Source organism: Acidobacteriaceae bacterium (assembly GCA_028283655.1).
Classification (GTDB): domain Bacteria; phylum Acidobacteriota; class Terriglobia; order Terriglobales; family Acidobacteriaceae; genus Granulicella.
In genome coordinates this window covers 3380383-3398603 of sequence record JAPWKE010000003.1, presented here as the reverse complement: position 1 = coordinate 3398603, position 18221 = coordinate 3380383, and the positions used below count along the sequence as shown (strand labels likewise).

Here is an 18221-nt window from a genome sequence, read left to right as displayed (position 1 = left end):
AACCCGCTCCCTTATCCGCGAGCGGGTTTGTCTTTTACGGCCAAATTCATAACGTATCCTTAGCAAGAAATCCACTCTCCATCTTCCGTAACGAGGCACGCTTGACTTCATCGCAACCCACTACGCGCTCGACGAAACACCTTGCCATGCTGGTGCTCGCGCTGTTGCTCACAGCCTGGATCGCCGTGCACTGGGGTGCGCTGAAGATGCTGAATCAGGATGAAATGTTCGTCATGCAGACCGATAGCGTGCCCACGCTTGCCGAAGTCCTGCATATTCAATTGCATTACCCCATTTCGCTCGATCCGATGGTCTACCACGCGCTAGCGCATCTGAGCACAAGCCTCTTCGGTGCTACGGCCTTCGCCCTGCGACTGCCTTCGCTGCTCGGCTACATGCTCATGCAGGTGTGCCTGTATTTTTTCGTGCGCCGCGCCACTCGCGACCACCTGGGAGAGCAGCAGTCAGGCGTAGCGGCCACCGTGGCAGCGATCTTTCCGCTCGCCACCGCAACGCTCTACTATGCGGTGGAGGCCCGCCCCTACGGTTTGCTGCTTGGGCTCTACGCCCTGGCTCTAGTTGCCTGGCAAGCAGCCACGCGCAGCGAGCAGACGCGTCGCTGGTCGCTGCCACTGCTCGCCCTTGCCGTGGGTCTCGCGCTGAACACGCATTACTTCGCCGTCCTTCTATTGCCGGTGCTCTATCTCGCAGAACTCGTGCGCACACTTGACCGTCGCAAGCTGGACACGGCACTCGTTGCCGCACTCGTCCTCGGTACCGCCTGCTTCGGCCTCACGCTACCTTTCCAGAAAGCTGCGAAGGTCTTCCGCCTGCACTACTACAACGCCGGCACCATCAGCGTGCGTGCGGTCTCGGAGGCATATCGTTCGCTTCTGTTTGACTACACCTGGACGAGCACCCAGACGCAGCGCATCCTCGCTCTCGTTTTCGTTGTCGTGATGCTCGCGTTCCTCTTCAGCCTCTATCGAGGCTGGGCCAGCCTCAAGTTGCCACGCGCAGAAAGCGCCTTGCTGATCGCGCTCTTCGCTCTGCCAATCCTCGGTTTCCTGCTGGCGCATTTCGTCACACATAGCTATGAGGTTCGCTACGTACTCGGCGCCATCATCAGCATTAGTCTGCTGTTCTCGCTTTGGCTGGCACCTTTGCTGAAGAGCGAAACGGCGCATCAGGCCGCGATCTCCATCCTCGGCTTCGTCATCCTCGTCGCCGTGCTGCATGAGACCTCGCTGGAACGCATGAAGAGCCGCGCCATGATGCAATCGCTCGAAGTACCCGCCGCGGTGCGCGCCGCGCTCGCTGCAGACCCCACGCATAACCTCTACATCCAGCAGATGGGCCACTATGAGATCGCGCAGTACTATCAGCCCGATGCTTTCCTCCGCGCTCATACCGTGCTCGTCTACGACGCGGCTCGCGAGATCCGCTTCAGTGGACACGACACAGAAGCTCTCACCGCCGAGCACATGCTGCACTTCACCGCACTCCCGATCGTGAGCTATGACAAGCTTCGACAAAGCACGGCCGCGCAGGACTGGGTCGCCTATGACAGTGGCTGGGACTTTACAGCAGATGCTTTTGCCGAGGACCATGCCCAGTCCTCTCCGCTAGCGCCGTTCTTCGAAGGCACAGTTCTCTCCGTTCACTTCCCGGCGATGGTGAACTCGAACACCCAGGCAGTCTCAGCCGGTCAAGGACAACGCCCATGACACCGTCGCGGAAGCTTTACAGCACCCTCACCTTTGTCATCCTGCTTTGCGTGGCCACGGTCTGGGTACAGTGGTTCCTTGCTGCGCGGCGCACTCCGCTCAGCTTTGACGATGCATACATGTTCGAACGCTATGCGCACAACATTCGTGCCGGGCTTGGCATGTCCTGGAACCTGGACGGACATCACACCTACGGCCCCACGTCATTGCTTTGGGCGTTCTGCATTCTTGTCATCAGCTATCTTCCGTTTGGCATGTGGACGCAGCTCGTCCTGGCCTCGTGGCTCTGTGCCTTCGCCGCGGTGACTGCGATTGCATGGGCTGTGGCGCGCAACGCGCAGAGTCCGCTCTTCCGCGGAAGCACATTCCGTGTACTGCCGTGGGTTGTTGTGCCGCTGTCGCTTACGCTCGGGGGAACGGCGATTCTCGCCAAACATGCCACCACCGGCATGGAGACAATGCTTGCCACGGCGCTGCTCGGAGGCCTCTGCGGGCTGACACTGCGATGGTGCCGCACAGAACAAGTGCCCTCGTGGACGGTTGGACTGCTGGGATTTTTAACCTATCTCGCGCGTCCCGAAGCAGCGCTCGTTGCGATGCTTCTGCCAGCGTTAGCCTTCTTCCTGCTCCCCGAGAAGAAGCAGAGTCTTTCGCGCCTGATCGTTGCTCTTGGTACGCTCTTTGCACTGATCCTTGCAGAACTTGCCGTGTGCCGCGCGTACTTCGGCACCGTGGTTCCGCTAAGTGTTTACATGAAAGGCAAGCACGCTTACCTCGGATACCGCGGAGTCTGGCACCCGGAGTTTCTGCTCGCTGTTTTTCTTGCGGCAATGGCCGTCTACCTGGGCCTGCTCGTCTTGCTCTCCACACGTGCGGACCGCAAGCTGCTGGTCGTGTTTCTTCTACCAGCACTCGCTGTTTTTGCCTACCTCGGCACCGTTACGCAGATCATGGGCTTTGAAGCACGCTACTACATGCCTTATGCAGCGCTGCTGATCGTTCCAGCACTGCTGCTGCTTGATGCGAGGCTCGTCGCCAGGGAACAGCAGGGAACAGAGAACCTGCCCTCATTGCTCTCCGTACGGTCGCTTACCTTTGTCGTGCTGGTCGTTGCTTTGCTTGGCCTGAGCACAGAGGCAGCGCAAAACAAGCTTCGCCACCTCGAACACCACCATCGCGAAGAGTATGACGACGCCGACCTCGCCATGGCTGCAGCCCATCCACTGCCTTATGTCGGCTGGGACACGGCCATGCAGCAGGTCACAGATCTGCTCGTCGCTCCGCTCCCCAAAGGTGTTTCTGTCGCAGCCACTGAAGTCGGCTACCTGGGGGCAGCCGCACCAAACGCCAACGTTGTCGATATAGCCGGGCTCAACGATACAGAGATTGCTCTCCATGGCTTCGACATGCAACGCTTCATGAAGCGCAAGATCGATCTTATCTGGATGCCGAACTCCGACTACACGCAGCAGCGCGGTGTCATGTTTGCCGATCCGGCGTTTCTTGCGCAGTACGATCTCTACGCAGATGCAGCCAACTATGGCCTTGCCATCCGTAAAGACTCCCCCTTCCACGCACAGATTGAAGCAGCTTTGGCACGATACTGGGCCGTGACCTATCCAGGAACCAGGCCAGAGGATTTCCTTGTGACTCATGCGAGTTGGAGCGGCCAGCATCACATGATCTACAACGAGTAACGGCGTCTCTTCCGCAAACAGAAAGGCCTTCTCCCTAAAGAGAAGGCCTTTCTGTTTGTGCTTCTGTTATGCGTTCAAGCGGTCGCCAACGTCGAACGTCAGCTTGCCATTCTCGTCTGCTCCCAGCCGCACGGTATCGCCGTGCAGCACGCTGCCGTCGAGGATCTTCATCGCCAGCGGGTCCTGCACCAGCCGCTGGATCGCGCGCTTCAGCGGACGTGCACCGTAGGCACGGTCGTAGCCCGCTTTGAAGATCGCCTCGCGTGCTGCTTCGGTGAGATCCAGCGTGATGCGGCGGTCGGCCAGCAGCTTGCGCAGGTCGTTCAGCCGCAGATCGACGATGTGCGTCAGCTGCGATTCGCCCAGCGGATGGAAGACCACGATGTCGTCCACGCGGTTGAGAAACTCCGGGCGGAAGTGCTGCTTCAGCGAGTCCATCACGCGCGTTTTCGCTTCGTCAAAGCCCTCGTCGCCGTCAGCCCACGCCGTGGTTAACGCCTGTGCGCCGATGTTCGAGGTCATGATGAGCACCGTGTTCTTGAAGTCCACCGTGCGGCCCTTCGAGTCCGTCAGGCGGCCATCGTCGAGCACCTGCAGCAGCACGTTGAAGACATCCGGGTGCGCCTTCTCGATCTCGTCGAAGAGGATCACCGCGTACGGCCTGCGACGTACCGCCTCGGTAAGCTGCCCGCCTTCGTCGAAGCCAACGTAGCCGGGAGGCGCGCCGATCAAACGAGCCACGGCGTGCTTCTCCATGTACTCGCTCATGTCGATGCGCACCATCGCGTTCTCGTCATCGAACATGAACTCGGCGAGAGCACGCGCGGTCTCCGTCTTACCCACGCCCGTCGGGCCGAGGAAGATAAATGAGCCGATGGGCTTTTTGGGGTCGCTGAGGCCTGCACGCGAACGACGAATCGCATTCGCGACCACCGTCAACGCTTCGTCCTGCCCCACCACACGCTCGCGGAGACGGTTCTCCATCTGCGTCAGCTTCTCGACCTCGCCTTCGAGCATCTTGTTTACCGGAATGCCGGTCCACTTGGAGACGATCTTTGCGATGTCTTCCTCGTCGACCTCTTCCTTCAGCAGGCGGTTCGGTGCAGCGGACTTCTCCGCAGCCGCAAGGCCGTCCTGCTCGTTGGTAAGTTCGGCAAGCTCGCGCTCAGCCTTCGGAATTTCGCCGTACTGCAGCTCTGCCGCACGCTGCAGGTCACCCTTGCGCGTGGCGTTATCGGCCTCAAAACGCAGGCCTTCGAGCTTCTCCTTCAGCGAAGCAATTTCGCCAATCGCGCCACGCTCTTTCTGCCAGCGCGCACGCAGTCCAGCTGCCCGCTCCTGAATCTCGGCGAGCTCCTTCTCGACTTCGATCAAACGCTCGCGCGAGTTCGGATCGTCCTCGCGCTTGAGGGCGTTCTTTTCGATCTCCAGCGAAACGGCACGACGTTCGAGGTCGTCGATCTCGACCGGCACGGAGCCGATCTGGATCGCCAGTGCAGCGGCAGCTTCGTCGACGAGATCAATCGCCTTGTCCGGCAGGAAGCGGTCGCTGATATAGCGATGCGAGAGCTCCGCAGCGGCAACAATCGCTGAGTCCTTGATGCGCACCTTGTGGTGCGTCTCATAACGCTCGCGCAGACCGCGAAGAATCGCAATCGTGTCTTCAACGTTTGGCTCGCCAACATAGACGATCTGGAAGCGGCGTTCGAGGGCTGCGTCCTTCTCGATGTACTTGCGGTACTCGTTCAGCGTCGTCGCGCCGATGGCACGCAGTTCGCCGCGAGCGAGCGCAGGCTTCAACATGTTGCTTGCGTCGATGGCGCCTTCCGCCGCGCCAGCACCCACGAGCGTATGCAACTCGTCGATGAAGAGGATGATCTGGCCGTTGGCCTCGTCGATCTCCTTCAGCACAGCCTTGAGGCGGTCTTCGAACTCACCGCGGAACTTCGCCCCCGCGAGCATCGAGCCGAGGTCCAGCGAGATCACACGCTTGTCACGCAGAATCTCCGGGACATCGCCCTGCACGATGCGACGGGCGAGGCCTTCGACGATGGCTGTTTTGCCAACGCCGGGTTCGCCGATCAGCACCGGGTTGTTCTTGCTACGGCGCGCGAGCACCTGGATGGCGCGCCGAATCTCTTCATCGCGCCCGATCACGGGGTCGAGCTTGCCACGACGTGCGAGCTCAGTGAGGTCCTTGGCGTACTTCGCCAGCGCCTGGAACTTGCCCTCGGGGTTCTGGTCCGTCACTCGCTGTGAGCCGCGAACCGCTTGCAGCGCCTTCAATATAGCGTCGTGCGTGGCTCCCTGGGCTGCCAGTGCGCTCTGAACCGCATCACCCTTTGCCCCGGCCAGAGCCAGCAGCAGATGCTCGGTCGAGACGTACTCGTCCTTGAAGTTATCGGCTTCCTTGAACGCCTGATCGAGCACCTTCGTCAGCACCTGGCCCAGACCGGGCTGCGCGCTCGCGCCCTGCACCTTCGGCAGTTTGCCGACCGCAGCGTTCACCTCGCTGAGCAGCTTCTGCACGCCGACGCCGATCTTTTCCAGCACAGGAAGAACAACGCCTTCCTTGTCTTCGAGCAGCGCCGCCAGCAGGTGAACGGGCGTCACCTCAGGATTGCCGTGTTCTCCGGCCAATCCCGCAGCGCCCTGAATCGCTTCCTGGCTCTTTACTGTCAACTTGTCCCACTTGATCGCCATACCCACACCTCGTAATCAGAACTCTATGTCTGATTGGACGCATAGCGCAAGATAAAGTTACATAATGTGAGCGAGAAAGACTCATATCACTCTTAAGGTTCCTGCGAATCTTTCTCGCCCTGCGATGCGTACTCTTAAGAAACACCTGTTTTGCGTCCTCAGGAGGGCCCCCTTGCATCGTTTGGTCGCTGCCGTCTGTTTTCTCGCTTCCACTCTGACTCTTACTGGATGCGGCGTAGTCCAGTCCGATCCCACCGCAGTAACTACCGCTGAAATCCACGGCCTCGTCCACGGCGGCCAGCAACCCATCGCGGGGGCTCACGTTTACCTGATGAAGGTCGCGACCAGCGGCTACGGGGCAGCGGCCACGTCCATCCTCACCTCGGGGGACGGCTCCAACTCTACGCGCGACGCTGCCGAACCTGCGGACGGGACCTACGTCAACACGTCCACCTATGGCGCGTTCTCCCTCACCGGCCACTATCAGTGCTCGACCGGCGACTTCCTCTACGTGCTCGCCACCGGCGGCAATCCTGGTCTTCCCGGGACCGTGAACAACGCGGCGATCGCGGAGGTCGCTCCTCTTGGCCTCTGCGAAAACATCAGCTCTTCCACCTTCGTCTCGGTCACGGAGGTCTCGACCGCAGCCATGGCCTACACCCTGCATGGCTTTATGAGCGGCCCGCTTCAGGTCTCCGCTCCGGTTTCCGCGGCGGCACATCTCAAGACCGGTCTCGCTGTTTATAACGCAATCGTGAACAACGGTGCGGCGGTATCGTCCAGCGGCCACGGCGGCTCGTTCTCGCAGAAGACGCTCAATACGGTTGGAAACGCACTGGCTGTGTGCGTGAACACGACCGGTCCCACCAGCACGACGTGCAGCAACCTGCTCACGAATTACGCCACCTCCACCGGAGCGACTGGCGGCACCAACGCGCCGGACACCACGACGGCCGCATGGAACATTGCCAACCACCCGGCCGCGTCGTTCGCAGCGATCGTGGACTCGCAGACTTCGACGCCGCCCTTCGTGCCGTTTCTCGCCACGAACACGCCGCGCACGAATCTCGCTCTGACCATCACCTACACGGCGCCGGCTTTCTACAGCTACCAGGTATGCGTCGATGCCAACGACAACGTCTGGTACGGCATGGCGACCACGGTGGATGCCTACACACCGACCGGCGCAACTCTGTCGGGCGGGGCCGGCTTCACGGTGCTCGGCATGAACAAGGCCTCGCAATGCCGGATCAGCCCCGTCAATGGAAACGTCGTCTTCTCGGATGGAAATGGCATCGACATTCTCTCCTCGACAGGTACCAGCATCGGCCAATACTCCAACGCAGCCCAACCCGGCCCCGTAACGGGGACTTCCAGCCTCGCCATTACGTCGACCGGTGATATCTGGGAAGTGGGCCACTACCAAGACCAGATCGGCGTCTACTCGGCGAGCGGCGCATCCATCACCGACGGCTCAACGGCACCGGTCAGTAACCAGGGGCCCAATCTCGCCACCAACTCCACCAACCAGATTGTGGCACAGGATAACTATGGCTACCTGACGCTCTTTAACTCCTCGACCAAGGCGCAAGCCGCGAGCTACAACATACCCGCCGCTGCCGCAGCCGAGCCCGCCGTGGATAGCGCCGATAACATCTTCATCCCCTATAACGGCGGCGATGCGGTTCTGAAGTACAGCAAGACTGGCGCCCCGCTTTCCGGCAGCACTGGTTACACAGGGGCGGGCATTGGAGCTCCGCAGTACGTCTCCGTCGACGGCGCAGGCAATGTCTGGATCACCGGACTCGGAAATCCCACCAGCACGGCGGCTCTTTCAGCGATCACGAACAGCGGCATAGCCATCACGCCGGTCGGCGGCTATCCTCTCGAAGATTCCAAGGGGGATGAGATTTCGAACGTGGTCGACGGCGCAGGCAATGTCTGGGTCTTCCTCAGTGGTCCCGGCGACGCGATTGAATACATCGGTGCAGCCACGCCGGTGTATGTGCCGCTGATCCCCACCAAGCTGGGCGTCCGTCCCTAACGTCTACAACGCATCACGCAAAAGGGCACGGCTTCGGCCGTGCCCTTTGTCATTGCATCCAATCACTTAGCTGTTTTGTTAGCTGTGCTGCGCTTCCACTCCTGCAAGATCAGCGCCGGTTGCCCGTTGCTGCAGGCGCGCGATATTCGCGATAGGGCGTCCAGCTATGCTGGTAGATGGAGAATTTCATGGAAACGACGACATCCAAGCAACGCGCGAGCCACGCGGCCACATTTACGCTGCTCTTCGTCGCCTGCTTCACCGTGATGGTCGGCAGCGTCATTTCGCCCGCGCTGCCAGCAATCGCCGAGCAACTGCATTGGCCGTGGTCGCCGGGATGGCTGGTGACGCTGCCCTCGCTCGGCGTCGTGCTTTTCGGGCCTGCGGTTGGCCCGCTCATCGAACGCCTCGGCGCGCGCCTCGTGCTGCTGCTCGGCCTCGTGCTCTACGGCATCCTCGGTGTACTTGCTGCGGTAGTCCCGCTCTCTGCAACGATCATCGCCGCGGACCGTCTGCTGCTCGGCGGAGCCACCGCCCTGGTGATGGCCGCAGGCACCACGCTCATCGCTGCGCTTTTTGTGGGCGCGGCGAGGCTCCGCATGATCGCCCTGCAGGGCATGGCCATTGAGCTCGGTGGAGTCGTCTTCCTCGCGCTCGGCGGGTGGCTCGGCGAACACGGCTGGCGTCTGCCTTTCGCGCTCTACGCCCTCGCCTGGATCTGCGCGCTCTGCACGTTGCTCACGCTCCCTGCACACACCGCCGCGCAGCACGAAGATCTCACAGAGACCACCCGCAAGCGCACGCATCACATCCTCGTCGAAGCCACGCTGTGCATGACCATCTTCTTCGTCGCCTACACTACGCTGCCCCTCGCGCTCGCTTCTCGCTTCGGCTACACCGAGGCCCGCACCGGCTACCTGATGGCGTGGATTTCCGTCGTTGCCGTCGCCTCAGCCGCCATGCTCCCACGCCTCAGCAAGAGCATCGCACTCGGCAAACTCGTTCCACTCGCGCTGCTGCTCTTCGCCGCAGGACACCTCACACTCGCACGCGCTCACACGCTCGCGACGATCCTCATCGGCCTCACCTTGCTCGGCATAGGCTTCGCCTTCGCCATCCCCGTCGTAAACCACGAGATGATCGAGCGCAGCTCTGCCGCACAACGCGGCCGCAACCTCGGGCTGCTCTCCATGGCCATCTTCCTCGGACAATTCCTCTCCACCTTCGCCGGTCTCTTCAGCGCCGACAGTTTCACGACGCTGCGGCTCACCGGCTTCGTCTCACTCGCCTGCGGCCTTGCGTGGCTGCTGCTCCGCGAGCGCCTCGCCACCCCGCGCCAGCCGACGGGTATTCACAGAACCTAGGCGGACTCGCACGGAACTTTCGAACTACTCATCTTCGGGCGCATTCGGCAAGTTAGGACAGTAGAAAAGCTGCATATTCTCGAGCGGTTCCTCGACACCTTTCCAGCGCCGCTGAACCCAATTCAAGACCCATTGCCGTCGATAGGCCAATGTTGTAGCCAGTCGTACATCGGGTTCCGCCGCCTGACTCACAATCTGGTTTCCAAGTAAGAAATCTTCCCCTTCTTTGCCTGCAAACCGTAGAGCATGATCGCGCAATTCCTGTTCTTTCTCTGCATCGTCTGGCTTGTAGTAGCCACGGTAGACGCCCTCAGCCCAACACCGATAAGCAAGCACAGCAGCGGCATGAATTGCAGTCTCCAGATCCTTGACCTTCACAAACCCATGATGAGCAAAGACGACATCAGGAGCATCCAGCACCGAGCGACTCAACGAAAAATCGGCTTCGAGATGCTCTCCCACCAGGGCAAGATAGCCGTCCATTCGCACCACCCATTGCAGCAGCCGAAGTGTTTCAAGCGCCATAGAACAGCCATCGATTACATCCTGCGGCCAATGTCCCTGCGGCATTAGCAACAAAGTACGCTCTGTGCCGCGCAGTCGATCGTAAAGGCCGTGCTCGCGCAACAAGTCGATGTGGCGACGACGAGAAACGACTTCATACCCTTCAGGAAGCTCCTTTGTCTGCACAAAGCGCTCGCTGGCAGCACGATCGGCAAATACCGCGTGCAGAAGGCAGAGTTCGCCAAGCTCTCGCCGCAACTCATCGTTAGGCGGCGATGGTTCTGACTCTGTCGAAGTAATCGATAGGGAAGTCACGGTATCTGGCTGTTTCGTTTCCTGCTTTCCAAAGCCCAGTCTGCTGAGCAAAGCCATCAATCCGATAAAGAACCAGATAAAGACAAAACCGGCACTCCCAGCCGCCACCGCTGCTATCCCAGCAGCAAAAATAACAACTGAGAACGGCAACAGCAGTAGATAAAGTGCTTTGGCAAACTGCCTCCATGCCCGCGGATCTTTGTGAGCACGACGAAATGCCCTGCGGGTATCGCGCCAGAACTGGCCACGCCTCATCAATCGCCAGTAGTTACTGGAAAACAACAATCTAAGCAGGGGCCACATCGGCTCCATAGTAATTGGCGTTCGAACATCGGCATCAACATCTCCCTAGCGGGTTTATCCTTCTGAGGAAATCCCGTCTCCGAGGAAATGCATTTGAAGAAGGCCCTGTCCGCCGCCCTTGCCCTGTCGGTTGCCGTTGTTGCGACCCAAGCTTCCGCCCAACGGACCGTCCAGCCGCCGACGGACGTAAAACCCGTCGTCGCAGACCACGCCATGGTTGTTTCGATCCAGCACAACGCCTCTGACGCGGGGCTGGAGATTCTGAAAGCTGGCGGCAACGCCGTGGACGCAGCCGTGGCCGTGGGCTTCGCGCTCGCCGTCACCTACCCCCAGGCTGGCAACATCGGCGGCGGCGGCTTTATGCTCATCCGTCCGGCCAACGATCACTTCGCTGGCGGAAAGGCGCACTTTCTCGACTATCGCGAGAAGGCACCCGCAGCCGCGAGCCGGGATATGTACCTCGACAAGGACGGCAACATCGTGCCGAAGATGTCGACCGTCGGTCCGAAGGCTTCGGGGGTTCCCGGAACAGTCGCCGGCCTGACGTACGCCGAGCGCCACTTCGGCAAGCTGGGGCTGGCCCGCGTCATGCAGCCTGCTATCCGGCTGGCGACCCAGGGCTTTGTGCTCTCCGAGAGCGAAGCTGCGAATCTGAAGGCGCCGATCCTCGCTCTGACGCCGGAGTCCAAGCTCATCTTCCAGCGCGACGGCGACTTCTACAAGGCTGGCGAAACCTTCAAGCAACCGCTGCTGGCACACACGCTCGAGCGCATTGCTGCCGATCCCGACACCTTCTACAAGGGCAAGATGGCCGCCGAGATCGCTGCCTTTGAAGCGGCGCATAACGGCATGATTACCTCCGCCGACCTTGCAGCCTATGAGTGCAAAGAGCGAGAGCCGCTGCTTGGCCACTATCATGGGCTTGAGGTGCTCACCTCGCCGCCGCCCTCCTCGGGCGGCATCGTGCTCATCGAACTGCTGAACATCCTCTCCGGCTACGACCTTGCGAAGGTTGGCCCGGACCGCTCGCCCGCACAGATCCACCTGATCGTGGAAGCGTTTCGTCGTGCGTACATGGACCGCGGCGATTACCTGGGCGACCCGGACTTCATGAAGATGCCGCTGGCCCAGATGTCGAACCCGAAGTACGCCGACGCCTGGCGCAAGACCATCGACCCGGTGAAGGCGACGCCGTCCAAGGACCTCGTGCGCCCGGCTGGCTACATGCCCGAGCCACCCAAGGAAACCGACCTACCCGCGCATGAGTCGCACGAAACCACGCACTTCTCCGTGGTCGACGCCGACGGCAACGCCGTCAGCTCCACCTACACGCTCAACTTTCCGTATGGCTCCGGCGTCACGGTCGGCGATCTCGGCTTCGTGCTGAACGACGAGATGGACGACTTTGCCAGCAAGATGGGCGTGCCGAACGGCTTTGGCCTGATCCAGGGCCCGGCGAACGCGATCGCCCCCGGCAAGCGTCCGCTCAGCTCCATGACCCCGACGATCGTCAGCGAACCAGCCCATTGCGTGAAGGGAAAAGCCTGCGCCCCCGGCAAGCTGCGTCTCGTGCTCGGCTCGCCAGGCGGCTCCACGATCATCACCACCGTCGCCAACGACCTGATCTCGGTCGTCGACAACGGCCTGAACATTCAGCAGGCGGCGGACGCTCCGCGCTTCCACCACCAGTACCTGCCCGACGTGCTGCAGTTTGAGAAGTCATTCCCCGTACCCGTGGTCGATGCGATGAAGGAGCGCGGCTACGTGACCAAGCGCCGCGCCGAGTTCGATGAGAAGTCCGCTGGCGTGTGGGGCGACTCCGAACTGATCGCCAAAGACCCGAAGACCGGCAAGCTAAGCGGTGGACAGGACAAGCGCCACAACTACGGCAAGGCCGCGGGCTACTAGCCCGCGGTCTTCGCCGCAAACGCAGAAGGGCGGCCCGAAGGCCGCCCTTTCTCGCAGTGCTTGAACGCGCTTAGATACCGCGAACGTTCTCAGCCTGCAGACCCTTCGGTCCCTTGGTTACCGTGAACTCCACGTTCTGGCCTTCGGCCAGCGTGCGGAAGCCCTGCGACTGAACGGCAGTGTGGTGAACGAATACGTCACCGCCGCCGTTTGCGCGGCTGATAAAACCAAAACCCTTAGCATCGTTGAACCACTTAACTGTTCCCTGTTCCATGACTTTATTCCTGTAAAACTAGATGTACCGACGAACACAATTTGGATGATGCGTGTAACGGTACTACAGGAACGCGCACATGTAACCAGATCGAATCCTACGATCTCCTTTAGCCTAACAGCGTCTGCCTGCAACGCAAACCCTTCTTTTCGAAATTCTCATTGGCTTACCGTGTACGGCCTGTTTTGGGACGTGGTTTTGTACTCCTGTGGAAAATCTGTGTCGCCCGCCGATATATCTCCGCTCTCCGCATCCACCGGACGATGCGCTAGCCTGAATCTCGCTATGTTGTACGGTCTTTCTACCCATCTCGTCCTGCCGCAACGCCTTTCGCCCGCACTGCTGAACTCGCTGGCCTCCACCGGCGTGCAGCAGATTGAGGTCTTCGCCGCGCGACACCACTTCGATTACACCGACCGCCTCGCCGTGAGGGAGATTGCCAACTGGTTTCGTTCGAACGAGATGGCCGCGTCGCTGCACACGCCGCTCTATCCGCCCGACGAGTCGCAGGAGTGGAGCCGCCACGCCGCGCCTTCGCTCAACCTCATCTCCACCAGCAAGAACGACCGCATCGACGCGATGGACGAAGTGAAGCGTGCGCTCGAAGCTGCAGAGCAGATTCCGTTCCGCTACGCCGTACTTCATCTCGGCCTGGGCGATGAGACGTGGAACACCCGCGCGATCGACGACTCGCTCACTGCGCTCGAGCACCTGAAGGCTTTTGCCGGACCGCTCGGGACGCAGTTGCTGCTTGAGAATCTGAACAACGCCGTCGCGACACCCGCTCATCTGCTCGAGATCGTGAAGGTCGGCCACTTGGATTCGATCGGCTTCTGCCTCGACCTGGGCCACGCACACCTGATGGAGCCCATCCCGGAAACCTCTCATTCTCCGGGGCAAAGCGGCATCGCGCAGGCCTTCAGCCTCTTCGGCGACCGCCTCCGCGAGCTACACATCCACGACAACCACGGGATGCGTGACGAACATCTCTGGCCAGGCGAAGGAGAAATCGACTGGAGTGAAGTCGCGAAGCTGAGCGCCGCCGCAAAGCAGCCACTTGTGGGCGTGCTTGAGATCTCGCACGACTTCGGCCACAACCTCGACGCAGCGACGGACAACGTGCGCACTGCGCTGGACAAGTTGAACGCAAGCTAAGCTGAACCCCGCGCCAGTGTTGCCGATATACTGAGAGTTCTCCCCTAGAGCCACCATCGCTTCTCTGGAAACGAGCTTTCTGTCATGCGTCTTGTTCCGTTCTCTCTTGCCTCTGCCCTCGTTCTGTCTTCTCTCGGCTGTGCCCTTGGCACCGCGAACCAGCTCAACCCCGTTACGCCGACGGAGACGCAGACGATCACGTTGCAGGGCCACATGCTTGGCGGCCAGCAGCCCATCTCCGGCGCGACGATCAAGCTTTATCACGTAAACGTGAGCACCGAGCGAGGCAACGCCGCCTCCATGCTCTCCGGCACGACGACGACCGCCAGCGACGGCAGCTTCAACATCACCGGCAAGTACACCTGCTCCACCACGACGCCGTATGACGTCTACCTGATCGCCAGCGGTGGACAGCCGATCACCGGCACATCGAACACCTCGATCACGGAGATGGCAGCGCTTGGCCTGTGCACCTCGTTGAGCTCTTCGACCTTCGTCAACCTGAACGAGATCTCGACCGTTGCCGCCATCGCAGCGCTCTCACCCTACATGGCTTCGCCCACCTATATCGGCAGCAGCTCCGGCGACGCCGAGACGGCGAACCTTGTCGACCGCTTCACGCTCGCGAACCAGTTCGTTGGCCTGGCGTCCGGCGTTGCGCCGGGCGATAACGTGCCCAGTGGCAAGACTGTTCCCGCGTCGCTCCTCAACACGCTGGGCAACATCATGGCCGCGTGCGTGAACTCGGCCACAGGCTCTGACAACTGCAACCAGCTCTTCTCGCTGGCCACCGCCTCAGACGGCACGGTTCCCACCGATACCTCGACGGCGATGCTCAACATCCTGAACCACCCCACGCTGAACACCTCGGCACTCTTCAACCTGAGCGCGGCGTCTTCGCCGTTTCAGCCGGCGCTGAGCGCCGCGCCCACGAACTTCAGCGTGGCGATGCAGCCCACAACCGCACAGACCGTCACGCGCTCGCTGTATACCTTCCCCGATGATGGCTGGAGCTCGCTCTACACCTATATCAACAACGCCACCACCTCCATCGACATGACGATGTACGAGCTGATCGACACCAGCGCGCAAGCCGCACTCGTCAGCGCGTGCCAGCGTGGAGTGAAGGTGCGTGTGATCCTCGACGAGACGATCTCGGGCAACACCACCGCGCTCAACCAACTGAACGCGCAGACGAACTGCTCGGCCGTGAAGTCCAACGCCAGCTTCTCATACACGCATGAGAAGTCGATGGTGATCGACGATAAGACGCTGGTCATCATGACCGGCAACCTGACCAGCCAGTACTACAGCAACGGTCGCGACTTCGCGCTCGTTACCGACGACGCCGTCGACGTAGCTGCCGTGCTCGACACCTTCAACCTCGACTACTCCGTGGGCAACACCAGCAACGATACGGCAGAGGACTACGACAGCCAGCAGGGCAATGACCTTATCTGGAGCCCGTCCTCCGCGCAGCCGAGCCTCGTGCAGATCATCAACAACGCCACCACTTCGGTACAGGTGGAGGCCGAAGAGATGAGCGCATCGAGCATTGTCACGGCGCTGGCGAACGCTGCGACACGCGGCGTCAACTGCCAGATCGTGATGACGCAGAGCAGTAGCTGGACGAGCTACCTGACCACGCTGAAGGCCGCAGGCTGCAACGTGCGTCTCTACGCAGACCAGACCGGCGTGCTCTACATTCACGCCAAGATCATCCTTGCAGACTACGGTACGAGCGGCCAGCAGGTTTACCTCGGCAGCATCAATGCCACAACCAACTCGATGCTCAACAACCGGGAGCTCGGCACTGTCCTCACCGACCCGGCGATCATCACCAAGCTGAACACCGTGCTCACGAGCGACTACAACGGCGGCACAGCGTTCTAACGCTGCTTCGCAAACAGAAGGCCGCCACACTCTCGTGGCGGCCTTTCTGTTTGCGGTAGAGAAGAGCTTACTTCTCGAACTTTGTGGCGCGCTTTTCCTTCGCGCGTTCCATCGCCAGCTCAATCAACCGGTCGATCAGCTTCGCGTACTTGAGGCCGCTTGCCTCCCACAGCTTGGGGTACATGCTGATCGAAGTGAAGCCCGGCAAGGTGTTCACTTCGTTCAAGACAATCTCATTGCCCTTACCGTCAGCGCGCGGAGCCATCAGGAAGTCCACACGAGCGAGGCCTGCGCAGTCGCAGGCGCGAAACGCTTCAATCGCCATCTTGCGGATCTTCTTCTCATCGGCCTTCGAAAGCTTCGCAGGGATGTGGCTGACGCTTTCATCCGGGCCGCTGAGTTCGTACTTCGCCTCGTAGTCGTAGAACTCCTTCGCAGGCACGATCTCGCCGACGACGCTCGCTTCCGGAGCATCATTGCCAAGCACCGCCACCTCAAGCTCGCGCGGCTTTACACCCGGGCCGCCGACGCCCTGCTCGATCACAATCTTGCGATCGAAGTTTGCGGCTTCGTCCATCGCCTTCGCCAGATCGGCGCGCGACTTCACCTTGCTGATACCGACCGACGAACCAAGGTTTGCAGGCTTCACAAAGACCGGGTACTGCAATGTCTTTTCGATAGCGCGCGTGCACTTCTTCGGATCGGCCTTCCACTCCGAACGCAGCAGCGTGACATGAGGAGTGATCGGCAGCCCCGAGGCGACGAACATGCGCTTCATCGCGTCCTTGTCCATGCCCACCGAGGAGCCGAGCACGCCGGAACCGACGTAAGCCACATCCGCCAGTTCAAACAAGCCCTGGATGGTGCCGTCTTCGCCGAAGGTGCCGTGCAACACAGGGAAGACCACGTCGAGGCCGGTCTCTACGCCGGGCTTTGCGGCAGCTGTGACCAGCGACGTCGAGGCGCTCGCAGACTTCACGGTTACGGGTTCTCCAAGCAGGCGTTGCGCCTGGCCGCCCTGCAACCAACGACCCTCTTTGGTGATCCCCATCTCGACCACGTCGTACTTCTTGCGATCCATCGCAGCCAGGATCGAACGAGCCGAACGGAGCGAGACTTCATGCTCGCCGCTACGACCACCAAACAACACGCCTACACGCAGTTTCTTCTTCGTTGCCATCGCCTTCCAGTATCGCTCTGGGCGAAAACAACACGCCGCGCAAATCCTCAACGGCGTACCCGCCGAGCCACCTTGCCGCAAAAGAAAACAGCGCCGGAGTCAGACTCCGGCGCTGTTGATTCTGTTTCAGGAATGAGGTTAGTACACCGCAATCGCCGCTTGCGGGCTGACGATCGAAGAAGGCGTGGTCGTGAAACCCGGAGCCATATTGCCCGTTGCCGTAGGTCCATAGCCCAGCAGCGAAAATGTGCCGGAGCTGTTCTGGTTGATGGCGTACACGTTGTTCACCTTATCCAGAGCAAGCCCTCCGAGGTAGTAAAGCCCCGTTGCATATCCGCTGATCGTCTTCGTTGGTGTCGCGGCTCCGTTGGCACCGGCCGCAAACTCCACGATCTGCGCGCTGGTTTGCGTTTCCTCTGCAGCGTAGAGATTCAGGCTGGAGTCGACGGCAATGCCGTAAATGTAGCCCGCAGCGTAGGTGATGGTACGCGTCGGGGCGACAGCGCCCGTGGAACCGGCGGCGAAGACTTCGATGACGGTTGAGGTCTGTGTCGTCGCATCGACAACGTAGATGTTCTTTGCCGAATCAACGGCAAGCATCACAGGTGACACCAACGCGGTGCCAGTCGTGGTGAGGCTCTGCGTCGGTGTCGGTGTGCCGTTGGCGGTCAGCGGGAAGACGGAGACTCCGAGGCTCGACATGACGTAGAGCTGGCCAGTGGCATCAACTGCCATCGAATCCGGTTCAGAGAACACACCCGAGCTCACAATCGTTCGTGTTGGCGTCAGCAGGCTGCTGGAGGCCGCCGGGTAGGCCAGCACCTCGTAGGCGGAAGCCGTCGTGACGCCGCCGAGATACATCACCGCGTTGGTGGAGTCGAAGGCAACAGATGTCGCCTCGAACCCTGCCGGAACAGCGAGACTGGTCGTTGTGCCATTCGTCAGCGAAGTGACCATCACCGTGTTCGCCGTGCTGCTGGTGTAGTTGATTGAGAAGATATTTGCCGCGCCGCCAGCGGCCAGTGTGGCGGTTGTAACGCTGGCAGGTGAGACCGGCTGGTCGCTCGAGCATCCGGTCATCAGCACAACGGCACTTGCTGCCACAACGCAACCGACACGAACAAACAGGGAACGCAACATTGGATGATCCTCCC

The 18221-nt window shown here is 60.7% G+C and carries 12 protein-coding genes; 7 read left to right on the top strand and 5 right to left on the bottom strand.

Annotated features, from left to right (window positions below; genetic code table 11):
* Nucleotides 1–101 precede the first annotated feature (101 nt).
* Entirely contained in the window at nucleotides 102–1727 is a 1626-nt protein-coding gene (locus PW792_16870) for a glycosyltransferase family 39 protein (GenBank protein MDE1163599.1), read from the top strand.
* Nucleotides 1724–3424 (top strand): hypothetical protein, encoded by a 1701-nt coding sequence (locus tag PW792_16865; GenBank protein MDE1163598.1) that lies wholly within the window; start codon nucleotides 1724–1726, stop codon nucleotides 3422–3424. The genes PW792_16870 and PW792_16865 overlap by 4 nt, the downstream gene beginning before the upstream one ends.
* Nucleotides 3425–3490: 66 nt before the next feature.
* Here the strand turns inward: PW792_16865 and clpB are convergent, their stop codons facing one another.
* On the bottom strand, nucleotides 3491–6127 hold the full coding sequence (gene clpB / locus PW792_16860; GenBank protein MDE1163597.1) for an ATP-dependent chaperone ClpB: 2637 nt from the start codon (nucleotides 6125–6127) through the stop codon (nucleotides 3491–3493).
* 172 nt (nucleotides 6128–6299) lie between these two features.
* On the opposite strand from clpB, the gene PW792_16855 reads away from it, so the two are divergent.
* Together PW792_16855 and PW792_16850 are read left to right on the top strand one after the other, a co-directional pair.
* Nucleotides 6300–8171: a hypothetical protein gene (locus tag PW792_16855; protein ID MDE1163596.1), complete on the top strand. Its 1872-nt coding sequence runs from the start codon at nucleotides 6300–6302 to the stop codon at nucleotides 8169–8171.
* Nucleotides 8172–8359: 188 nt separating this feature from the next.
* Nucleotides 8360–9535 (top strand): MFS transporter, encoded by a 1176-nt coding sequence (locus PW792_16850; protein MDE1163595.1) that lies wholly within the window; start codon nucleotides 8360–8362, stop codon nucleotides 9533–9535.
* Between the two features lie 24 nt (nucleotides 9536–9559).
* Here PW792_16850 and PW792_16845 read toward each other — a convergent pair whose 3' ends face one another.
* The gene (locus PW792_16845; GenBank protein MDE1163594.1) at nucleotides 9560–10657 is read right to left on the bottom strand and encodes a hypothetical protein; all 1098 of its coding nucleotides are present in this window, start codon (nucleotides 10655–10657) and stop codon (nucleotides 9560–9562) included.
* Between the two features lie 87 nt (nucleotides 10658–10744).
* On the opposite strand from PW792_16845, the gene ggt reads away from it, so the two are divergent.
* The gene (gene ggt, locus PW792_16840) at nucleotides 10745–12565 is read left to right on the top strand and encodes a gamma-glutamyltransferase (GenBank protein MDE1163593.1); all 1821 of its coding nucleotides are present in this window, start codon (nucleotides 10745–10747) and stop codon (nucleotides 12563–12565) included.
* Nucleotides 12566–12635: 70 nt separating this feature from the next.
* Here ggt and PW792_16835 read toward each other — a convergent pair whose 3' ends face one another.
* Nucleotides 12636–12839 (bottom strand): cold shock domain-containing protein, encoded by a 204-nt coding sequence (locus PW792_16835; protein ID MDE1163592.1) that lies wholly within the window; start codon nucleotides 12837–12839, stop codon nucleotides 12636–12638.
* Nucleotides 12840–13124: 285 nt separating this feature from the next.
* Here PW792_16835 and PW792_16830 point away from each other — a divergent pair, with 285 nt between their 5' ends.
* Both PW792_16830 and PW792_16825 read left to right on the top strand, forming a co-directional pair.
* Nucleotides 13125–13994: a sugar phosphate isomerase/epimerase gene (locus tag PW792_16830; protein MDE1163591.1), complete on the top strand. Its 870-nt coding sequence runs from the start codon at nucleotides 13125–13127 to the stop codon at nucleotides 13992–13994.
* Nucleotides 13995–14078: 84 nt separating this feature from the next.
* Nucleotides 14079–15887 carry a phospholipase D-like domain-containing protein gene (locus tag PW792_16825; protein ID MDE1163590.1) on the top strand — a complete coding sequence of 603 codons (1809 nt, stop codon included), beginning with the start codon at nucleotides 14079–14081 and terminating at the stop codon, nucleotides 15885–15887.
* Nucleotides 15888–15954: 67 nt separating this feature from the next.
* Here the strand turns inward: PW792_16825 and PW792_16820 are convergent, their stop codons facing one another.
* Complete coding sequence (locus tag PW792_16820; GenBank protein MDE1163589.1) at nucleotides 15955–17067, bottom strand: D-alanine--D-alanine ligase; 1113 nt, start codon at nucleotides 17065–17067, stop codon at nucleotides 15955–15957.
* 138 nt (nucleotides 17068–17205) lie between these two features.
* Nucleotides 17206–18207, bottom strand: coding sequence for a hypothetical protein (locus tag PW792_16815; GenBank protein MDE1163588.1), 1002 nt, complete (start codon nucleotides 18205–18207; stop codon nucleotides 17206–17208).
* Nucleotides 18208–18221 lie beyond the last annotated feature (14 nt).